This is a genomic window from Aquamicrobium sp. (assembly GCF_023954335.1).
Lineage (GTDB): Bacteria > Pseudomonadota > Alphaproteobacteria > Rhizobiales > Rhizobiaceae > Aerobium.
Genome location: NZ_JAMLIE010000002.1, coordinates 441,684 through 460,585, shown reverse-complemented (window position 1 = coordinate 460,585; position 18,902 = coordinate 441,684). Strand labels below are relative to the sequence as shown.

At 66.1% G+C, this 18,902-nt stretch carries 14 protein-coding genes; 4 read left to right on the top strand and 10 right to left on the bottom strand.

Translation table 11 applies throughout. The annotated features are described in order from the left end of the window. Positions 1 to 3: 3 nt before the first annotated feature. From M9945_RS14895 to M9945_RS14855, 9 genes are all read right to left on the bottom strand, one after another. Positions 4 to 2,193, bottom strand: a complete 2,190-nt coding sequence (locus tag M9945_RS14895; protein WP_367945230.1) for an anthranilate synthase — start codon at positions 2,191 to 2,193, stop codon at positions 4 to 6. A 289-nt stretch (positions 2,194 to 2,482) separates the two neighbouring features. Continuing rightward, the gene (locus M9945_RS14890) at positions 2,483 to 4,684 is read right to left on the bottom strand and encodes a TonB-dependent hemoglobin/transferrin/lactoferrin family receptor (protein ID WP_367945229.1); all 2,202 of its coding nucleotides are present in this window, start codon (positions 4,682 to 4,684) and stop codon (positions 2,483 to 2,485) included. 306 nt (positions 4,685 to 4,990) lie between these two features. Further along, positions 4,991 to 6,670, bottom strand: coding sequence for a formate--tetrahydrofolate ligase (locus tag M9945_RS14885; protein WP_367945228.1), 1,680 nt, complete (start codon positions 6,668 to 6,670; stop codon positions 4,991 to 4,993). A gap of 121 nt (positions 6,671 to 6,791) precedes the next feature. Next, a complete protein-coding gene (locus tag M9945_RS14880; protein ID WP_367945227.1) occupies positions 6,792 to 7,928 on the bottom strand; it encodes a DUF2333 family protein in 1,137 nt (378 codons plus the stop codon). 14 nt (positions 7,929 to 7,942) lie between these two features. Next, positions 7,943 to 9,229, bottom strand: a complete 1,287-nt coding sequence (locus M9945_RS14875; RefSeq protein WP_367945226.1) for a DUF6638 family protein — start codon at positions 9,227 to 9,229, stop codon at positions 7,943 to 7,945. Between the two features lie 70 nt (positions 9,230 to 9,299). Then, a complete protein-coding gene (locus M9945_RS14870; protein WP_367945593.1) occupies positions 9,300 to 9,710 on the bottom strand; it encodes an endonuclease domain-containing protein in 411 nt (136 codons plus the stop codon). A 61-nt stretch (positions 9,711 to 9,771) separates the two neighbouring features. After that, positions 9,772 to 11,682, bottom strand: a complete 1,911-nt coding sequence (locus tag M9945_RS14865; RefSeq protein ID WP_367945225.1) for an ATP-binding protein — start codon at positions 11,680 to 11,682, stop codon at positions 9,772 to 9,774. A 12-nt stretch (positions 11,683 to 11,694) separates the two neighbouring features. Then, a complete protein-coding gene (locus tag M9945_RS14860) occupies positions 11,695 to 12,840 on the bottom strand; it encodes a hypothetical protein (RefSeq protein WP_367928961.1) in 1,146 nt (381 codons plus the stop codon). 30 nt (positions 12,841 to 12,870) lie between these two features. Beyond that, complete coding sequence (locus tag M9945_RS14855) at positions 12,871 to 13,959, bottom strand: hypothetical protein (RefSeq protein WP_367945224.1); 1,089 nt, start codon at positions 13,957 to 13,959, stop codon at positions 12,871 to 12,873. Positions 13,960 to 14,227: 268 nt separating this feature from the next. Between M9945_RS14855 and M9945_RS14850 the strand changes: the two genes are divergently transcribed. The 3 genes from M9945_RS14850 to choV all read left to right on the top strand — a co-directional run bounded on the left by M9945_RS14850 (position 14,228) and on the right by choV (position 17,402). After that, positions 14,228 to 15,175: a choline ABC transporter substrate-binding protein gene (locus M9945_RS14850; RefSeq protein ID WP_367945223.1), complete on the top strand. Its 948-nt coding sequence runs from the start codon at positions 14,228 to 14,230 to the stop codon at positions 15,173 to 15,175. Between the two features lie 194 nt (positions 15,176 to 15,369). Continuing rightward, complete coding sequence (gene choW, locus M9945_RS14845) at positions 15,370 to 16,224, top strand: choline ABC transporter permease subunit (RefSeq protein ID WP_367945222.1); 855 nt, start codon at positions 15,370 to 15,372, stop codon at positions 16,222 to 16,224. Then, positions 16,221 to 17,402 (top strand): choline ABC transporter ATP-binding protein, encoded by a 1,182-nt coding sequence (choV, locus tag M9945_RS14840; RefSeq protein WP_367928957.1) that lies wholly within the window; start codon positions 16,221 to 16,223, stop codon positions 17,400 to 17,402. Before choW ends, choV begins: the two co-directional genes overlap by 4 nt. Before the next feature lie 25 nt (positions 17,403 to 17,427). Here choV and M9945_RS14835 read toward each other — a convergent pair whose 3' ends face one another. After that, positions 17,428 to 17,913 carry an SRPBCC family protein gene (locus M9945_RS14835; RefSeq protein ID WP_367945221.1) on the bottom strand — a complete coding sequence of 162 codons (486 nt, stop codon included), beginning with the start codon at positions 17,911 to 17,913 and terminating at the stop codon, positions 17,428 to 17,430. Positions 17,914 to 18,135: 222 nt separating this feature from the next. Here M9945_RS14835 and M9945_RS14830 point away from each other — a divergent pair, with 222 nt between their 5' ends. Beyond that, positions 18,136 to 18,897 carry a 3-hydroxyacyl-CoA dehydrogenase gene (locus tag M9945_RS14830; protein WP_367945220.1) on the top strand — a complete coding sequence of 254 codons (762 nt, stop codon included), beginning with the start codon at positions 18,136 to 18,138 and terminating at the stop codon, positions 18,895 to 18,897. Positions 18,898 to 18,902: the final 5 nt, after the last annotated feature.

Below are 18,902 nucleotides of genomic sequence, written 5' to 3'. Positions count from 1 at the left end.
TCCTTAAGCCGCCTTGGTCCTCGCCCGGCGCGGCAGGTGCGCCACCACGTTCTCGATCATCCGCATGCCGGCGTCGTGCCCGAGCGTCATGATCGATTCGGGATGGAACTGCACCGCCGCCACGCGCTCGTGCCGGTGCTCGATCGCCATGATGACGCCGTCCTCGGTCTCGGCCGTGACGAGGAAATCCTCCGGCAGGCGCGAGGGATCGGCGAAGATCGAGTGGTAGCGGCCGACCGTCACCTCCTTCGGCAGGCCGGAGAACACCGTGCCCGGCTTGTTGACGCGGATACGCGACGGCTTGCCGTGCATCGGCTCGCGCAGCTGGCGCAATTCGCCGCCATAGGCCTCGGTGAGCGCCTGAAGGCCGAGGCAGACGCCGAAGATCGGCAGGTCGCGGGCGCGGGCCTTGTCGATGGTGGCCTTGCAGTCGAAATCCTTCGGCGTGCCCGGCCCCGGCGACAGGACGACGAGATCGGGCTTGAGGCGATCGAACACCTCCTCGGCGACCGGCGTGCGCACGGTCGCCACCGTCGCGCCCGTCTGGCGGAAATAGTTGGCGAGCGTGTGGACGAAGGAATCCTCGTGGTCGACCAGCAGGATCGATACGCCCTCGCCGACCCTGGCGCTTTCGCGCGTCGTGGCGGCCGCGTTGCCGGCCGAGGCGTCACGGATCGCCGCTAGCATCGCTGACGCCTTCAGCTCGGTCTCGGCCTCTTCCTCGGCCGGGTCGGAATCGTAGAGCAGCGTCGCGCCCGCCCTCACCTCGGCGATGCCGTCCCTGATGCGGATGGTGCGCAGCGTCAGGCCCGTGTTCATGTCGCCGTTGAAATGGACCATGCCGATCGCCCCGCCATACCAGGCGCGCGGGCTCTTCTCGTGGTTCTCGATGAAGCGCATCGCCCACAGCTTCGGCGCGCCGGTGACGGTGACGGCCCAGGCGTGGGACAGGAACGCGTCGAACGCGTCCATGCCCTCGCGCAGGCGGCCTTCGATGTGGTCGACGGTGTGGATCAGCCGCGAATACATCTCGATCTGGCGGCGGCCGATGACGCGCACCGAGCCCGGCTCGCACACCCGGCTCTTGTCGTTGCGGTCGACGTCCGAGCACATGGTCAGCTCGGACTCGTCCTTCTTGGAGTTGAGCAGCTTCAGGATCTGCTCGGAATCGGAGATGGCGTCGTCGCCACGCCGGATGGTGCCGGAGATCGGGCAGGTCTCGACCCGGCGGCCGTTGACGCGCACGAACATCTCCGGCGACGCGCCGATCAGGTATTCGCGCTCGCCGAGATTGATGAAGAAGGAATAGGGCGACGGGTTGATCGTCTTCAGCCGGCGCGAGATCTGCGACGGGCGCGACCTGCAGGTCTCGAAGAACATCTGCCCGGGCACGACCTCGAAGAGGTCGCCGCGGCGGAAGCTTTCCTTGGCCTTCTCGACCAGCCGCGCATATTCGCCGGGCTCGTGGTCGCCGCGCGGCGGCGTGATGCCGGACGGCGTGAACGGCTCTTCCCGCCCGCCGCGCGCCAGCCCTTCCGTCGAGAAGCCGTCGCCGGAAAAATCGTAGCGGTCGCGCCATGCGCGGGCCTGATGGTGGTCGACGACGAGGATCTCGTCGGGCAGGTAGAGCACGAGGTCGCGCTGGCTCGCCGGGCGCGTCAGCTTCGCCGCGACCGTATCGAACTGGAAGGCGAGATCGTAGCCGAACGCGCCGTAAAGGCCGATATTGGCGTCGTCGTCGGAGCGGAACAGGTCGACGAGCGCGCGCAGCACGGTGAAGACCGTCGGTGCCCGCGAGCGCTCCTCCTCGGTGAAGACGCGCGACGGCTCGGCGACGGTGAGCAAAAGGCGCGTGGCCGAAGCCTCGTCCGGCGTCACCTCCGGCAGCGCCTCGACGGTGCGGCGAATGACGGGCAGCAGCGCCTCGCCGCGCGGGTTCAGCGCCTCGATCACCATGGCGCGGCCGCGCGCCGAGACGACCAGCGGCGGATCGATGATCGCCGTGTCCCAACGCGTGTAGCGGCCGGGATATTCGTAGTTGGAGGAGAAGACGCAGCCCCGGCGCGAGTCGAGGCCGTCGATATAGGCCTCGATGGCGCCCGCATAGGGCGTTTCATGGCGCTTGCGGGTGATCTTCACCCCGCCTCTGGTCGCGTAGCGTTCCGCGCCGTCTTCAAGCAGTTCGAGCGTCATTCCATCGTCTCCATCCGTTCGCGCTCACGGCGTCCCCGGACCGGCTTGAAAACAAAATGGCCGCCCGGAAATCCGTTGCGGCCACCCAAGTTTCACGCGCACGCGTTTCGACCAGCCGCTTCTAGCAGCCCCACCGCCACAGCTTCGCGGTCGAGATCGTGTTCATGGCAAAACCCTTAGCGGCGAACGGCATCTGCGGCAAGAGGATTCGCTGTCGCATGAAAGGGGCCGCATGAAAGGGCAAGGGCGACGCAAGCGCCGCCCTCGTCCTTTGCCGGTGAGGCAGGGATCAGAATTTTTGCGTCAGCGAGAATTTGAAGCTGCGGCCGGGCTCCGAGTAGAAGTCGACCGGCTGGTTACCGCGCGACTGGGTCGTCGGGTCGACGCCGCGGACGGCGACGCCGTTCCAGTACTTCCAGTCGAACAGGTTGTAGACGCCGGCCTGGATGCGCAGGCCCTTGACCTGCTCCGGCTCCCACCAGCCGGTCAGGTTGGCGATGCCGTAGCCGGGCGCGTCGAAGGTTTCGTACGGCGCGCCCGTCTGCGGGTCTATCTGCGGGCCGTCCTCCCTCATGTGCCCGGCGAAGATGCCGGTCAGGTCGACGCCCCAGTTCTCCCGCTCGTAGCCGATGCCGATGATCGCCTTGAACGGCGCGATGGAGTTGAGGATGGTATCGTCCGTCTTGTTCTTGCCGTAGGCGTAGGAGAGCGCGCCGCTCAGGTAGAACCCGTTCGCGAAGTCCTTGCGGGCCTTCAGCTCGATGCCGGAGATTTCCACCTCGCCGACGTTGCGCCAGGACATGATCAGCGGGGCGCCGCTGACCTGATAGCCCTCGATGAAATTCCTGTAGCGGTTGTGGAAGACGGTGAGCTTTCCTGAAAGGTCGCCGCTCTCGTAGTTGGCGCCGACCTCGAAGCCGTGCCCCGTCTCCGGCTTGAGGTCGATGTTGCCGTGCACCTCGTAGAAGCTGCTCGGATAGTAGATGTAGTACTCGTCGATGGACGGCGCCCGGTAGGCCATCGACCACTGCGCGAACAGCTCCGTCTGCGGCGTCATCTGGTAGGTCGCGAGCAGCTTGGGCGAAATGCGCATGCCGTCCTTCGACACGAGCGGGCCGGTATAGCCGGGCGCCGCCTTCGGCTCATAGTCGTACCAGTCCAGCCTCAGGCCGGGCGTCAGGGCGAAGCCGCTGTCGCCGAGGCCGATCCGGTCGTCGAGGTAGAGGCCGAGCTTGGTGCCGCTGACATGCGGCATGTCGGCCTTGTTCAGCACCGAGCTGGCCGGAAGACCCGCCATGAACTGTTCGGTCTGAAGGAACTGGAGCGTGCCGCCGAAGCGGACCTCGTGGGCAAGGTTTCCCGTGTTGAACGTGGAAAGCAGACCGCCGGTAAGGCCGTACGAGCTCTCCTCCACGTCATTGTCACGGAGATACCGCGCGGAATCGCTGGTGCGAATGCCGTCCGAACCGGCGTTCTTGTTCAGCTTCTGCCAGTAGAGCGTCAGCGCGGCGGCATCGATAAGGCCCCCTTCCGACGGCGCCTCGTAGCGATAATCCAGCGAAACGCGATCGCGATGGGTGGACTCGAAACCCCAGCCCTGATCGTACTGGTACAGGGAGTTCTGCATCGTCTTCAGTTCGAAGTCATTGTCGAGACGATAGCGCTCGGCCGTCATGCCGATGCGATGGCCGCCCTCCAGGTCATGCCGCACCTTGAACAGCAGGTTGCTCTGGTCGATATCGGCCGGATTGGGCTTCGTGCGCGTGACGCCGTAAATATCGTCGGTGCCCTTGTTGTCGCGCTCGTGGCCCTTCTTGTAGGCGCCCTGGAACAGGAAGGACGTGCTCTCGAACCGCTTGGCGATGGCGAGGGAGCCGGCGACGCTCCGGTCGGAGCTGTCGTAGCCCACCTTGCTGATGCCGCCCCAGTCGCGGCCGTCCTCGATCAGGTCGTCGGGCTCCAGCGTCCGCATCAACAGCCCGCCGGCGAGCGCGCCCGCCCCCAGCCGGCTCGAATCGGCGCCGCGAACCACGTCGATCGCCGACAGGGACGAGAAGTCGAAGGAATTGGTGCCGTCGCTTATGCCCGTCATCGGCGACGGCGAACCGGCGCGGATCAGGTTGCCGAAACTGGAAATCGGGATACCGTCGATCACGGTCGCGATGCGCGGACCGCCGAGGCCGCGAATAGTGAGGCCGCCGACCTTTCCGGGCTGCGACTCGGTATAGTCCACGCCCGGCTCCGTCGTATTGCCGAGATCGCCGAGATCGGAGATTTCCTTCTTGCGGATGTCGTCGGCCGTGGTCTCGCTGGCGAGCGGCGTGTCGGCCGCGCCCTTTTCAAGCTTCTGGCCAGCGGACGTCTTCTTGCCCTCGACCTCGATCGTCTCGAGAACCGTCGAGCTGTCCTGCGCAGCGGCGGGAACGGCGATGTAGAGCATCGCAAGGGCAGTGCAGGCCATGAGGGGCGCGCGCGAATGCCAGGCTTTCATGTCGATTCAGTCTCCGGTTCCGAAGGCGCGCGGAAGCTGCCGGCCTTGGGAGAGCAACCGGTTGTCCGCGACCTGCTCGATCTCGTCAAATTTGTGACGAAAGGGGCTTCCCGTCACATTTCAGCCGTTTAGGAAACATGATTGAATGAGTCAAGAATTAAAAGATGACTTTTCGAATCAAGAATTTCGACGGCTGCCGTGATGTGTGAAAATTGACACAGAATGCCCCTGAAGGGCGACGCTAGGCGCGGCCGTCCCCGCCCGAATGACCGGCTGGAAAAATTGGGGGATGGTGCGCGGGATCGCTCAGAAAAGCCCTTCGATCTCGCCGCGCTCGTTGAGGAATATCCGCTCCGAGGACGGCGACCTGGGCAGGCCGGGCATGGTCATGATCTCGCCGCAGATCGCGACGACGAAGCCGGCCCCGGCGGCGAGCCGGACCTCGCGCACCGGCACGACATGCCCCGTCGGCGCGCCGCGCAGGTTGGGGTCGGTCGAGAACGAATACTGCGTCTTGGCCATGCACACCGGCAGGTGGCCGTAGCCCTGGCGTTCCCATTGGTGGAGCTGGTCGCGCACGCTCTTGTCGGCGATGGCCTCCGAGCCGCGATAGATGCGCTTGACGATGGTGTCGATCTTGTCGAACAGGCCCGTCTCGTCGGCATAGAGCGGCGCGAACTGCGCGACGCCGCTGTCGGCGAGATCGGCGACCTTGTGCGCCAGCTCCTCGATGCCGGCCGATCCTGAAGCCCAGTGGCGGCACAGCACGGCCTCGACGCCCTGCTCGGCCGCGAACGCCTTCACCGCCTCGATCTCGGCTTCGGTGTCGCTGGCGAAATGGTTGATCGCCACGATCGCCGGCACGCCGAACTGCTTCACGTTCTCGATATGGCGGCCGAGATTGGCGCAGCCCTCGCGCACCGCTGCCACGTCCTCCGCGCCGAGATCGTCCTTCTTCACCCCGCCGTTCATCTTCAGCGCCCTGACCGTGGCGACGATGACGGCGGCGGCCGGCGTCAGCCCGGCCTTGCGGCACTTGATGTCGAAGAACTTCTCCGCGCCGAGGTCGGCGCCGAAGCCGGCCTCCGTCACCACGTAGTCGGCGAGCCTCAACGCCGTCGTGGTGGCGACGACCGAGTTGCAGCCATGGGCGATGTTGGCGAACGGCCCGCCATGGACGAAGGCGGGGTTGTTCTCCAGCGTCTGGACAAGGTTGGGCTGCATCGCGTCCTTGAGCAGCACCGCCATCGCCCCTTGCGCCTTCAGGTCGCGCGCGAAGACCGGGCTCTTGTCGCGCCGGTAGCCGACGATGATGTCGCCCAGCCGGCGCTCGAGGTCCTCGAGGTCGCTGGCGAGGCACAGGATCGCCATCACCTCGGAAGCGACTGTGATGTCGAAGCCGGCCTCGCGCGGAAAGCCGTTGGCGACGCCGCCGAGCGAGCAGACGATCTGCCTGAGCGCCCGGTCGTTCATGTCCATCACCCGCCGCCAGGTGACGCGGCGCGTGTCGATCTCGAGCTCGTTGCCCCAGTAGATGTGGTTGTCGATCAGCGCCGAGAGCAGGTTGTGCGCCGTGGTGATGGCATGGAAGTCGCCGGTGAAGTGGAGGTTCATGTCCTCCATCGGCACCACCTGGGCGTAGCCGCCGCCGGCCGCGCCGCCCTTCATGCCGAAATTCGGGCCGAGCGAGGCCTCGCGGATGCAGATCGCCGCGCGCTTGCCGATCCGGTTCAGCCCGTCGCCGAGGCCGACCGTCGTCGTCGTCTTGCCCTCGCCCGCCGGGGTCGGGTTGATGGCGGTGACGAGGATCAGGCGGCCTTGCGGCCTGCCGGCGAGCGAGCGGATGAAGGCGGCCGACACCTTGGCCTTGTCATGGCCGTAGGGCAGCAGTTCCCCCGACGGGATGCCGAGCTTCGCGCCGATCTCCATGATCGGCTTCTTGTCGGCCGCGCGCGCGATCTCGATGTCGGTCCTGAACCCTGTCATCCGGCCCTCCCCCTCAAACTCGTTCTCTCGGAAAATAGAGCGCACGCAAGGCGCACGCGCGCTCCCGAAACGGTCGCGCGATGCGCGGTTTGCGACGTCGACGACGCAAACCGCATCGATGCTAACGGTCGAGGACCGAGCGGATCTCGACGAGGTTGGAGCGGACCTGGAGCAGGTTGAAGCCCATCGTCGCCAGATGCGACGGGAAGATCGCGCTCGACTCGTTGCCGTTGGAGATGATCCACGGCTGGACGTTGAGCGAGGCGCGCAGGTTCTCCTCCATCCGCGTCCACAGCACGGTCAGGTTGCGCTCGGCGATCACCGAGCCGAAGTCCGAGCGCGAGGCGACGAGGATGCCGTAATAGGCATAGAGCTGGCCGTAGGCGAACCAGAAGCGGTCGTCGGCGCGCAGGTCGAACCAGCCGGCGTCGGACAATTCGATGCGCTGGCGCAGGATGTCGGAGGTGGAGCCGATGTCGCCGGCCATGCGGTCGAGGAACTGCATCAGGTTGTCGGCGCGGGCGTCGAACGTCGCCTGGCAGCGCTCGAGGCTGGCGTTGAAGGCGCGCAGCTTCTCGATGCCGTCGCGGAAGACGCTGGGCGAAGGCCGGGTCGGGCCGCGCCAGCCGATATACCAGGCGGTCTCGGACCAGGCCATCGCGGTGCGCGCGTCCTGCAGGTTCTGGTCGATCTGCGAGGTGCCGCGCACGCGGCCAAGCGTGTCGACGAGCTCGGTGGTGGTGCGGCGCAGCACCTGGTTGATGCCGAGCTGGAACGCGGCCTTGTTGTCGAAGAACGGCGTGTTGCGCCACTCGATGCCGAACAGGCCGGCGTTCGACACCAGCATCGAGGAGATCCAGGCGTTCTGGTTGACGTTGAAGTCGATCAGGTCGGCGGCGATGCCGGCGATGGCCGAGGGCTTGCAGCTCTGCGCCGGCTGGCCCGCGCCGGAGGACGTCGCCCCCGAGGCGGCGGCGACGGGCTCGCCCGCCCCGGTCGTGCTGCGCGCCTGCACCAGCGAGGCCGGATAGTCCGGGTTGAAGTTGGTCCAGAATTGGGTGACGTAGAAGAAATAGCCGTAGAGCCCGATGATGCCGGCGACAATGGCGCCGACCACGGCGCGCAGGATCCAGCCGCGGCGCGTGTACCAGCGCCCCAGCCACAGGAACGGCCACAGCAGCGCGCCGATCAGGAGGCCGAGCCCCTTGCCGATGGCATGAAAGACGCGGGCGAAGAACGAGACGATCGGATCGAGCATCGGGTGAGGTCCTTTCAGTCTCTCAGGCCGTAGAGCCGCGCGCGAAAAGCGGCCTTGTTCTTCAGATACGTATCTTTCAGCGTCTCGACAACATGCCGCCGCCAGACGGGGTCGAAGCCTTCATAGTCGCGGTAGAAGCCCTGCTTGTTGAAGACGTAGCGCGCCATGAAGTCGTCGGGCACGAAATCCGAGATCAGCCGGTTGGTCAGCCACGCGTCGGGATGGTCGGGCCGGGCGCGGATGACGAGGAAGCGGCGGTCCGGCCGCACCTCCTCCATCCGCAGCTGGCCGAGCTGGGCGATCTCGCGCTTGGCGGCGTTGAGGAAGGGGAACGTCCCCTCCTGCGCGATCAGGTCGGCATGGCCGTGTATCCACGTCTGGAGCCAGACGCGGTCGACCTTGCCGAGGTCGCGCCCGGGCTCCGCCTTGCGGATCAGGTTGCGCACGACCATCTCGGCCCGGTGCTCGAGATAGCCCGAATCCTCGATCCACGACGCGCGCGGCAGCTCGACGCGCCCGGTCGAGACGAGGAAATCGTAGACGCGGCTTGCGTCGTGCAGCGACAGGTAGCTGACCTGCCACGGCCGCGAGCGGCGGAAGCCCGGCGCCGACGGATCGGAGATCACCGTCGTCATGTCGGGATCGACGAAGACGTAGAGCCCGCCGAAATGGCTGGTCCAGTAGGCGTTGTGGCGGAAGATCACCTGCTCGGGGACGAGCGCGTTCTCGCGGATGTCGCCCGTCACCTTGGCCAGCCCGACCATGTGTTCCAGCGCGGCGGTGTCGCGCCAGAACTCCGGCTCCTGCTTCAGCCGGTCGATCATCGTCGCCAGCTCCGCCGCCTTGCCGGTGACGTCCTCGGCCGACAGAACCTTGAACTCGACCTGGTTGATGGACAAGAGGTCCTCGATGTCCTCGACCCTGGCGACCGAATCCTCGATCTCGCCATAGATCACGTCCTTGATCGTCAGCGCGTTGATGACGCGCGCGTTCGCGGTCAGGAACTCGTAGAGAAGCTGCGAGGTGTTGGAGAACGCCGTGTGCACCACCGGCAGCGACACCTGAAGCGGCGTCAGGATGATGAAGCGGCGGTTGATCTGGTTCGGGTCGAGATAATGGATGTCGCCGAGGTCTTCCGCCACCTCCGGCGAAAAGCCGGTGCGGTCGATGGAGATTTTCTCGCGCGTCGTCGCCGGCAGGCCGAAGGCGCGCAGCGCCTTGTTGTAGCGCTCGATCAGATGCGGCTCCTCGACCGGGAGAAGCCTCCCGTAGATCAGCTCGTTGTCACGCAGAAGGTCCATTATTCCTTCTCCCCGTTCACGGGGAGAAGGTGGCCGAAGGCCGGATGAGGGGCGGCGCAAACGATCACAATCATTGCTCGGCGTTCCTGAAAGCGGGCAGGAATTTCATCTCGACGGAAACCATCCTGCGATCAAGCCGGCCGTCCAGCGCAGCCACTATCGTTTCAAGAACCTTCTTTCTGCTTCGTAGCACATCAGCGTGCCAAAATCGCAAAACCGACCAGCCATTCCTGTTCATCGTCTCGTCCCGAAAGCCATCGTGCTCTTGTTCGGCATGCTGACTTCCGTCCACTTCCACAACAAGGCTGGTTTCACGACAGGCGAAATCGGCGAAGTACGGCCCGATTGGCAATTGTCGTATGAACTTGTGCCCGTTCAAACGCCGTCCCCGCAATTCGTGCCACAATACCTCTTCAGCCTCATTCTCGACATGGCGAAGCTGCCTCGCCCTCGTCGTCCTTCGCGCATTTCCGCCACGCATCGCGCCGCCCCTCATCCGCCCTTCGGGCACCTTCTCCCCGTGAACGGGGAGAAGGAAACGATCAGGCGTTCCAGTGCCCCTTCGCCTTCAACGCCTCGATCTCGGCCAAGGCGCGCTCGCGCAGGCGGGCGTCGCGGACCAGCCTGTCGACCGCCGCGTCGTCGGACTTGTCGGAATAGCGGAACTCGGAATCGGCGTAGCGATTGATCTCCTGCATCACCATGTCCATCGTGAACGGCCGGCGCAGCTCGGAGATCATCGCCTTCTTCTCGTCGTAGGACTTGCCCATGAAGGCTTCGCGCGTCTCGAACCACTCGTCGGGCAATTCGATGTCCATGGCGCGCATCTTGATCGCGTCGGTGACGTTCTTGATCGCCCGCCCGGTGAAGCGCGGCTCGGCCTCCTTGATGCGGTGGAGATAGTCGCCGATCTCGGCCAGCGTCTTCGGCTCGCCGCGCTCGTCCATGAAGCGGTCGTAGACCTTCTTCAGCCCCTCCTCCTGCGGCTTCGAATGGTTTTCATAGGCCGTCTCGACGGCGCGCTGGATCTCCTGCGCCGCGTAGAGCTCGTGGTCGCCGAGCGGTATCGCGTGGTTCTTGCCGGCGAGCAGCACGAAGATGTCGATATAGTCGTCCTTCGTCTGCGGCCCGTCGACCAGCCAGCGCGCGCCGGCGCGCTGGCGCAGCGCGTCGTCGACATTCTCGGGATAGTTGGAGAACATGCCGAACGAGCAGTTGCCGCGCACGACGGTGGCAGCACCCGCGAATGCGTCCATCAAAACGCCGGTGATCTCCTGCTGGCCGGCCGAGGCGCGGTCGTCGGAGCGCTTCGCCGCCACCTGGTCGATGTCGTCGATGGTGCCGAAGCCGATGGCCCGCGGGTTCAGGACGTTGTTGATGAATTGCCGGCAGTTCTGGCCCGACTTGCCCTGATAGGATGAGATCTGGTCGACGCCGAAATTCTCGTAGTGGAAAGGCACCCCCGCCACCTGCGCGTAGTCGTTGACGATGCCGGCGATCATCTGGATCAGCGTCGTCTTGCCGGTGCCGGGCGCACCGTCGCCGATGAAGGTGAAGAGGAAGCCGCCCAGCTCGACGAACGGATTCGCCTGCCGGTCGAAATCGTAGGCCATCAGCATCTTGGCGAGCTTCAGCGACTGGTACTTAGCGATGTGGTTGCCGACCACCTCCTCCGGCTTGCGGAACTGCATCACCAGGGGCTTCGACTTGCGGCCGGGCGCGACGTCGAAGCCGTCGAGGGTGAAATCGTCCTTCTCGACGCGGATATGCGCGTTCTCGAACGCGCCCAGCGCGTCGAACCGGCCCTTGCGCGACAAGAGGCCCTCGATGGCGGCGGTGGCGAAGGCGCGGATGCGGGGGCTAAGGTCCGCATCGTCCTTCGCCCCGGCAAGCGCGGCATCGAGGCCGGCGATCAGGCTTTTCAGCGCGTCCTGCTGGGTATCGAACACATAGTCCGGCTCATGCACGTCGCTCGGGGCCTCGGCGTCGCTCTCGACGGTCTGGAGCAGGTAGGAGGCGAAGGTGAAGGCGGCGACGTAGGCCGCGGCCGAGAGCAGCCGCTTGTAATGGGCGACGTCCTCGCCCTCGAGCGGCGAGCGGGCGTTCTTCGCCTGAAGGTCCTCGAGCGCCGTCGAGCGGGCGAACACGTCGGCGACGGCCATGGCGACGGCGAGCCCGCGCCGCGCGCGGTAGAGCGCCGTGTGCTGGGGAACCGAAAGAAGCTGGTCGTCGGGCCGCACCGCCTGCACGGTTTTCGCCAGCTCCACCTCGCGGGTGCGCCGGACCGAGCCGGTCGAGACCGTCGAGACGAAGCGGCGGCCGGTGCCGGCAAGCTCGGTCTGCGAGCGCCCGGACGAATCCTCCAGCACCACGATGCGGGTGATGAAGCTCTGCGCCATCGCGCGATGCTTCTCGATGTCGGCTTCGGGAACCGCGGTCAGGCCGGTGTCCATGTCTTTCCTCTCCTAAACGTCGCTGATGACCTGGCCGTTGGAAATGATGTGCACCTGATAGCCGGCGAAGATCTTCTGCGCCTCGCCGGCGGCGTAGAGTGCCTGATAGGCCTCGTGCGGGATCAGCGCGTGGCGTTCGTAGGACGAGACACCCTGCCGCGCGGCTTCGAGGTCGTCGGTCTCGATGTGGAACTCCTCGCGCGCCGGCTGGCGCGAGAACAGGCCCTTGCGCGCCGGCTGCTCGGCCTTGGAGAAGATTTCCTGCACCGTCCATGTCAGCAGCCACGCATTCTCCTCGCGCCGCACCTTGGACAGGACTTCCGCCACGGTCGAATTGTGCTCGGTGATGCCGGCCGAGTAGAACGGCCCCAGGACGACGCGGCGAAGCTGCTTCGGATGCAGCGTCTCGAAATCCTTGTCGAGATTGCCGGCGATGGTGGCGGGCGACAGCGAATAGGCCGAGTTCTTCTCGCAGAAATCGTCGAAGCGGTGGGCGAGATCGGGGTTGAGCAGCCCCTCGATCGGAAGCGGCACCTTGACCTTCTCGTTGAGCTTGCCGTCCTTCGTCACCAGTGTCTTGACGACGTTCTCCGAGGAATCCTCGATCGTCGCCATGTAGACCAGCGGCAGATTGGCCGAGCCGTCGAACGCGCCCCAGTGGACGACGCAGATCGGCCGCATGGTCTTCGGGTTGACCGAGACGCGGATCGTCTTCGGCAGCACGAAGGGCGCGAAGGTCAGGCCCGACGACACGTCCTCCAGATAGAGCCGCTCGGCCATCGACTTGCGCAGCGCCTCGGGCATGGCCCGCCGGCGCAGGATGAAATCGGCCATCTCCGCGCGCAGCACGTCCGGCTCGGGGATGGCGGCCAGCCGCTTCTCGGCGGTGCGGCGGTCGTTCTCCAGCTCCAAGACGTTCTGGAACACCGGATAGCCGCTCTCGGCCCTGCTGATGCGGAACGTTTCCATGAAGCCGAGCCGGTTGCGCCACGAAGAGAACGAGTTCTCCAGCCGCACGATGTATTCCGACATCACGCGGGCGACGAGGTCGTGCCGGTAGAGTGGCGAGCGGTCGTCGCGCAGGAAGATGTCGAGACCTTCCAGCGCGGCGGTGATCGCGCCGAAATAGCGCGCGGCGGCATCGTTGGCGGGAGCCATGCGTCAGGAACCCCGGCTTGGCGCGGCCGCCTACTGCTTCACGTAGTCGGCGGCGTTGTGCTTCCGCAGCACGTCCTCGAAGCGGCGGGCGAAGGCGTCGTCGGCCAGCTTCTTGCGGCGCTGGATGTCGGCCGTCGTCACCATGTTCTTCTCGTGCAGCTCCAGCAGGTCGCCGATATGGCGCTGCGCCGCCGCGCCGATGCCGGCCATGGTCTCCTCGGCGGTGTTGTCGACCTGGCTGCCCAGCGTGTTGATGCGGTGGGCGACCTCCTGCTGGGCGGCGGTCTTCAGCGAATCCTCCAGCGCCTTGTAGAGGACGATGCGCTGCTCGGTGTCGATGGTCAGCTTGTTGATCAGCGTGTTCTGCGCCGCGATCTGGTTGTTGAGCGAGTCGACGAAGGTCTGGAACATCGCGGTGTAGCGCTCCAGCGTCTGGCTCTCGGCCAAGAGCTCCTGCTCCTTGGCCTGACGCTCGTTGTACTCCGTGGCGAGCTTCGAGCGCTCGCCCTCCAGCTCGGTGCGCTCGGTCTGGCTGGTCGAGGCGGCGATGCGGTTCTCGATGTCGAGCAGCAGCGGGTTCAGCTCCTCGATGCGCTTCTGCGTCGCGGTCAGCTCCTCGATGGTGCGCTTGCGCCGCTCGATCACCTGCGAAAGGCTGGCCTCCGAGGTCTTGTAGCGCTGGTCGAGGATGTTCTTCTGCTCCTTCAGGATGCCGACGATGGTGTCGGACTTGGCCAGCAGCTCCTGAAGGTTGCCGGCGAGCGACATGTTGCGCACGCGCTCGGTGCGCATGCGCTGCTTGCGCTGGGCGGAGAAGATGCCGATGAAATTCTCCCACGCCGTATAGCTCTTCATGCTCTCAAACTCGGAGCCGAAGACGTTGGTGGCGTCCTCCAGCCCGATGATGAGGTCGGCGATGTTGCCTTCCATCACCTTCTGCTGGTTGAGCACGTCCTGGATGCGCGCGTTCTCGATGTCGAAATCGGCGGCGCCGATCTTGGCGTCGGCCTGGGCGAACTGCTCCAGCACCACGCCGGACTGCTCGATCCTGGAGCGCATGTCCTCGACCACGCGTTTGGTCTTGGCGATCTCGGCGTCGAAATTCTGAAGCGTGGCCATGCGCGTGTCTCTCCGGTTGCTGGGGCGGTCTGTGCAGCGTTTGCGGAATATATGTGGCACGGATTGCGATTGAAAGACGGCAATCGGCGCCGTGCTGCGCTTCGCATTGCGGAACCGCCCGCAGCGGCCTATTGGAAAACGACAGGCACTGTCGTCGAAAGACAAGTGCACGGCGTCATTCGTCGCGCCCCTGCGGGTTGAAACGGCGGACAAATGATGTTTGGCTCAAGAACAAAAATTACCGCCAGTTCAGTTGGGGAGACGTTTTATGTCACGAATTGCAACGATTTCGGCCGCCTTTGCGCTTTCGCTCACGCTCGGTGCGGGCGCGGCGGCGGCGGCTGACGCGGAAAGCTGCCGCACCGTCACCTTCTCCGATGTCGGCTGGACCGACATCACCTCGACCACGGCGACCGCCTCCGTCATCCTCTCGGCGCTCGGCTACCAGCCGGAAGTGCAGGTGCTGTCCGTGCCCGTCACCTACGCTTCGCTGAAGAGCGGCGACATCGACGTCTTCCTCGGCAACTGGATGCCGACCATGGAAGCCGACATCGCGCCCTATCGCGAGGACGGCTCGGTCGAGACCATCGTCACCAACCTGACCGGCGCGAAATACACGCTCGCCGTGCCGAAATACACCTTCGACGCCGGGCTGAAGACCTTCCAGGACATCGCCCAGTTCCGCGACCAGCTCGAGGGCAAGATCTACGGCATCGAGCCGGGCAACGACGGCAACCGCCTGATCCTCGACATGATCGAAGGAGACCAGTTCGGCCTTTCCGGCTTCGAGCTGGTCGAGAGCTCGGAAGCCGGCATGCTGTCGGCCGTCATGCGCGGCGCGCGATCCGAGCAGCACATGGTCTTCCTCGGCTGGGAGCCGCACCCGATGAATGCCAACATCGAGATGGAGTATCTCGCCGGTGGCGACGACGTGTTCGGCCCCGACTATGGCGGCGCGACCGTCTTGACCAACACCCGCAAGGGCTACGTGCAGGAATGCCCGAACGTCGGCAAGTTCCTGACCAACCTCGTCTTCTCGCTCCAGATGGAGAACGAGATCATGGGCGCGATCCTCGACGACGGCAAGGAGCCGAACACGGCGGCGAGCGACTGGCTAAAGGCCAACCCCGACGCGCTGACGCCCTGGCTCGACGGCGTGACCGCCTTCGACGGCGGCGACGGATCGGCCGTGGTGAAGGCGGCGCTCGGCCTCTAGGCACCCACTAGGGAGACACGGCGCTGCCCCTCACCTGCCTGCCGGCATCCTCTCCCCGTAAAAGGGGAGAGGAAGGATGGCCGCGACCTCGCAGCTTTCCCTTCTCCCCGTTCACGGGGAGAAGGTGGCCCGAAGGGCCGGATGAGGGGCGGCGCAAGCCTGCCGGCCCGAGACGAAAGGGGGACTGAAGGACCATGGACCCGATCTCGCAATGGATCGCCGGGTGGAAGATCCCGGTCGGCCGCTGGGGCCGCGAGTTCTTCGATTTCCTGACGACCAACTTCGCCCTGTTCTTCGACACGCTGGCCGCCTGGCTCTCGAGCGTGCTCAACGGCCTCGTCGCCGGCCTGCTGTGGCTGCCGCCCATCGTCGTCGTGCTGCTGATCGCGGCCCTCGCCTTCGTCCTCAAGCGGTCGTGGACGCTCGCCGCCGGCGTCGTCCTCGGCTTCCTGTTCATCATCAACCAGGGCCTGTGGAAGGAGACGGTCGAGACGCTGGTGCTCGTCGTCGCCGCCACCGCCTGCTCTATGGCCATCGGCGTGCCCATCGGCATCTGGGCCGCGCATAACGAGCGCGTCTACCGCATCCTCCAGCCGATCCTCGACCTGATGCAGACGCTGCCGACCTTCGTCTACCTCATCCCGGTGCTGATCCTGTTCGGCCTCGGCATCGCGCCGGGGCTGATCGTCACCGTCATCTTCGCCTCGCCCGCGCCGATCCGCCTCACCTATCTCGGCATCACCTCGGTGCCGAAGCCGCTGCTGGAGGCCGGCGAATCCTTCGGCGCGACGAAGCGGCAATTGCTGTGGAAGGTCGAGCTGCCCTCGGCCCTGCCGACCATCATGGCGGGCCTGACCCAGTGCATCATGCTGTCGCTGTCGATGGTGGTGATCGCGGCGCTGATCGGCGCCAACGGCCTCGGCCGGCCGGTGGTGCGCGCGCTCAACTCCGTCAACATCCCGCTCGGGCTCGAAGCCGGCCTCGCCATCGTCATCCTCGCCATCATCCTCGACCGCATGGCGCGCATCGGCACGGAGCCGCGCAAATGAGCGCGGCCGTCGAGTTCAGACACGTCGACATCGTCTTCGGCGACGAGAAGGCCAAGGCCCTCGCCATGATCGACGCCGGCGCGAGCCGCGCCGAGATCCTCGAAAAGACCGGCTCCGTGGTCGGCTGCGCCGGCGCGTCGCTCACCGTGGAGCAAGGTGAGATCTCGGTGCTGATGGGCCTGTCGGGCTCGGGCAAGTCGACGCTGCTGCGCGCCGTCAACGGGCTGAACGCGGTGACGCGCGGCGAGGTCGTCGTCCACGACCGCGGCCGCTCCGTCGACGTCGTCTCCTGCCCTGCCGCGGAACTGCGCCGCATCCGCCGCGAGAGCGTCGCCATGGTGTTCCAGCAATTCGCGCTGCTGCCGTGGCGCACGGTCGAGGAAAATGTCGGCTTCGGGCTGGAGCTCGCCGGCGTGCCGGCGCCCGAGCGCAAGGAACGGGTGGCGAAGCAGCTCGCCCTCGTCGGCCTCACGGAATGGGCGGGAAAATACGCCCACGAGCTTTCCGGCGGCATGCAGCAGCGCGTCGGCCTCGCCCGCGCCTTCGCCACCGAAGCGCCAATCCTGCTTATGGACGAGCCGTTCTCCGCGCTCGACCCGCTGATCCGCACCAAGCTGCAGGACGAGCTGCTGGAGCTTCAGGCGCGGCTGAAGAAGACCATCGTCTTCGTCAGCCACGACCTCGAGGAGGCGCTGAAGATCGGCAACCGCATCACCATCATGGAGGGCGGGCGCATCGTCCAGACGGGCGCGCCGGAGGACATCGTCCTCAACCCGGCCAACGACTATGTCCGCGACTTCATCGCCAACGTGAACCCGCTGTCGGTGCTGACGGCATGGAACGTCATGCGCGACCGCCGTGACCTCGAGGACGCCGGCGACGGCTGGGTCTGGCTCGACCGGCGCAAGACCTCGCGCTTCCGGCTCGACGCCAATGGGCTGGTGACTGCGGCGATGCGCGACGACAAGCCGGCCGACTGGGTGTCGTGCGACCCCTTCCAGCCGCTGGCGGACACGGCGAGCAGCATCTACTGGGCCAAGCCCAGCACCTCGCTGAAAGCGGTGATGCAGGCGATGCACCGCTCGCGCACCGCGCCGGTCGCCCTGTTCGACGAATCCTCGCGCTTCGTCGGCGCAATCGGCATCACCGACGTGCTGGGCGCGGTGCTCAGGCGATAGCCGGCTGCGGGACGACGTCGTCCCGCTATCCGCCGTTCGCCTTGATGTGGGCCACCATCTGGTCGACCACGATGCCCCAGCCTTCGTGGAATCCCATCTGCTCGTGGCTCTTGCGCGTTTCTTCGTCGCCGTGGATGGCGACGGCCCGGTAATGCGTGCCCTGCCCGTGCGGGGAAAGCTCCAGAACCGCGGTGAAGAACGGCTTCGGCGACGGGCGGTATCCCGGCAGCAGTGTGTCGGTGAAGATCAGGCGCCGGTTGGGCGTCACTTCGAGATAGCAGCCGACATTGGGGAACTCCTCGCCCTCCGGCGAGCGCATCGTCGTGCGGAAATGGCCGCCCGGGCGCACGTCCATGTCGCAGGCGGTGATCGTCCACGGCTTCGGCACGAACCATTCGGGCAGCGACGAGGGCGTCGTCCACGCCGTCCACACGGCCTCGACCGGAACGTCGATCTCGCGTTCGAGCACGAGGTCGAGCCTCGGGTCGGCGTTGATGGGAATCTGCGTCATGCTGACCTCCTCGTCAGGTCCCCCGCGCGGATTGAACCCGGCAAATGTGGCGCTGTCGCGTTGTCTCCCCGCCCGCCCCGCCGGCCTGCCGCGGGAGGCGCGCCCACAGGCCGCACGGTCTTCTCCTTCCGTAACGCCCGGATCGGCTTGCGCCCCGGCGGGGCGGGTCGATAAGATGGCGTAAATTGTTCAACGTCCAACAATCCCCCGGGAGGAATTTTCATGAACCCAGCAGGACAGGTCGCGATCGTCACCGGCGGCGGCTCCGGTCTCGGTGAGGCCACGGCGCGCGCGCTGGCGGCGAAAGGCGCGAAGGTCGCGCTGTTCGACATCGGCATGGAGCGCGCGCAGGCGGTGGCGGCGGAGATCGGCGGCATCGCGGTGAAGTGCGACGTGTCGAGCGACGAGAGCGGCACCGCCGCCTTCGCCGAGGTCGCGGAGAAGCTGGGCGCGACCCGCATCCTCGTCAACTGCGCCGGCGTCGCCATCGCCATGAAGACCACGGGCAAGGACGGCGCGCACCCGCTCGACATCTACCGCAAGGTCATCGACGTCAACCTCGTCGGCTCGTTCAACATGATCCGGCTGTTCGCCGTCCGCGCCGAGGCGCTGGAGCCGCTGGCGGGCGACGAGCGCGGCGTCATCATCAACACCGCCTCCGTCGCCGCCTATGACGGCCAGATCGGCCAGGCCGCCTATTCCTCGTCCAAGGGCGGCATCGTCGGCATGACGCTGCCGGTGGCGCGCGACCTCGCCCGCTCCGGCATCCGCGTCATGACCATCGCGCCGGGCATCTTCAAGACGCCGATGCTGGCCGGCCTGCCGGAGGACGCGCAGAAGTCGCTCGGGCTTCAGGTGCCGTTCCCGTCGCGGCTCGGCGAGCCGTCCGAATATGGCGCCCTCGCCTGCCACATCGTCGAGAACCAGATGCTGAACGGCGAGGTGATCCGCCTCGACGGCGCGATCCGCATGGCCCCGCGCTGAGCCAC

Excerpts from the sequence above, each read along its gene's own strand:
- M9945_RS14830 (WP_367945220.1), top strand. The coding sequence starts at position 18,136 with ATGAACCCAGCAGGACAGGTCGCGATCGTCACCGGCGGCGGCTCCGGT.
- M9945_RS14835 (WP_367945221.1), bottom strand. The coding sequence starts at position 17,913 with ATGACGCAGATTCCCATCAACGCCGACCCGAGGCTCGACCTCGTGCTC.
- choV (WP_367928957.1), top strand. The coding sequence starts at position 16,221 with ATGAGCGCGGCCGTCGAGTTCAGACACGTCGACATCGTCTTCGGCGAC.
- M9945_RS14870 (WP_367945593.1), bottom strand. The coding sequence starts at position 9,710 with ATGCGTGGCGGAAATGCGCGAAGGACGACGAGGGCGAGGCAGCTTCGC.
- M9945_RS14880 (WP_367945227.1), bottom strand. The coding sequence starts at position 7,928 with ATGCTCGATCCGATCGTCTCGTTCTTCGCCCGCGTCTTTCATGCCATC.
- M9945_RS14855 (WP_367945224.1), bottom strand. The coding sequence starts at position 13,959 with ATGGCCACGCTTCAGAATTTCGACGCCGAGATCGCCAAGACCAAACGC.
- M9945_RS14865 (WP_367945225.1), bottom strand. The coding sequence starts at position 11,682 with ATGGACACCGGCCTGACCGCGGTTCCCGAAGCCGACATCGAGAAGCAT.
- M9945_RS14895 (WP_367945230.1), bottom strand. The coding sequence starts at position 2,193 with ATGACGCTCGAACTGCTTGAAGACGGCGCGGAACGCTACGCGACCAGA.
- M9945_RS14890 (WP_367945229.1), bottom strand. The coding sequence starts at position 4,684 with ATGAAAGCCTGGCATTCGCGCGCGCCCCTCATGGCCTGCACTGCCCTT.
- M9945_RS14860 (WP_367928961.1), bottom strand. The coding sequence starts at position 12,840 with ATGGCTCCCGCCAACGATGCCGCCGCGCGCTATTTCGGCGCGATCACC.
- M9945_RS14850 (WP_367945223.1), top strand. The coding sequence starts at position 14,228 with ATGTCACGAATTGCAACGATTTCGGCCGCCTTTGCGCTTTCGCTCACG.
- M9945_RS14875 (WP_367945226.1), bottom strand. The coding sequence starts at position 9,229 with ATGGACCTTCTGCGTGACAACGAGCTGATCTACGGGAGGCTTCTCCCG.
- M9945_RS14885 (WP_367945228.1), bottom strand. The coding sequence starts at position 6,670 with ATGACAGGGTTCAGGACCGACATCGAGATCGCGCGCGCGGCCGACAAG.
- choW (WP_367945222.1), top strand. The coding sequence starts at position 15,370 with ATGGACCCGATCTCGCAATGGATCGCCGGGTGGAAGATCCCGGTCGGC.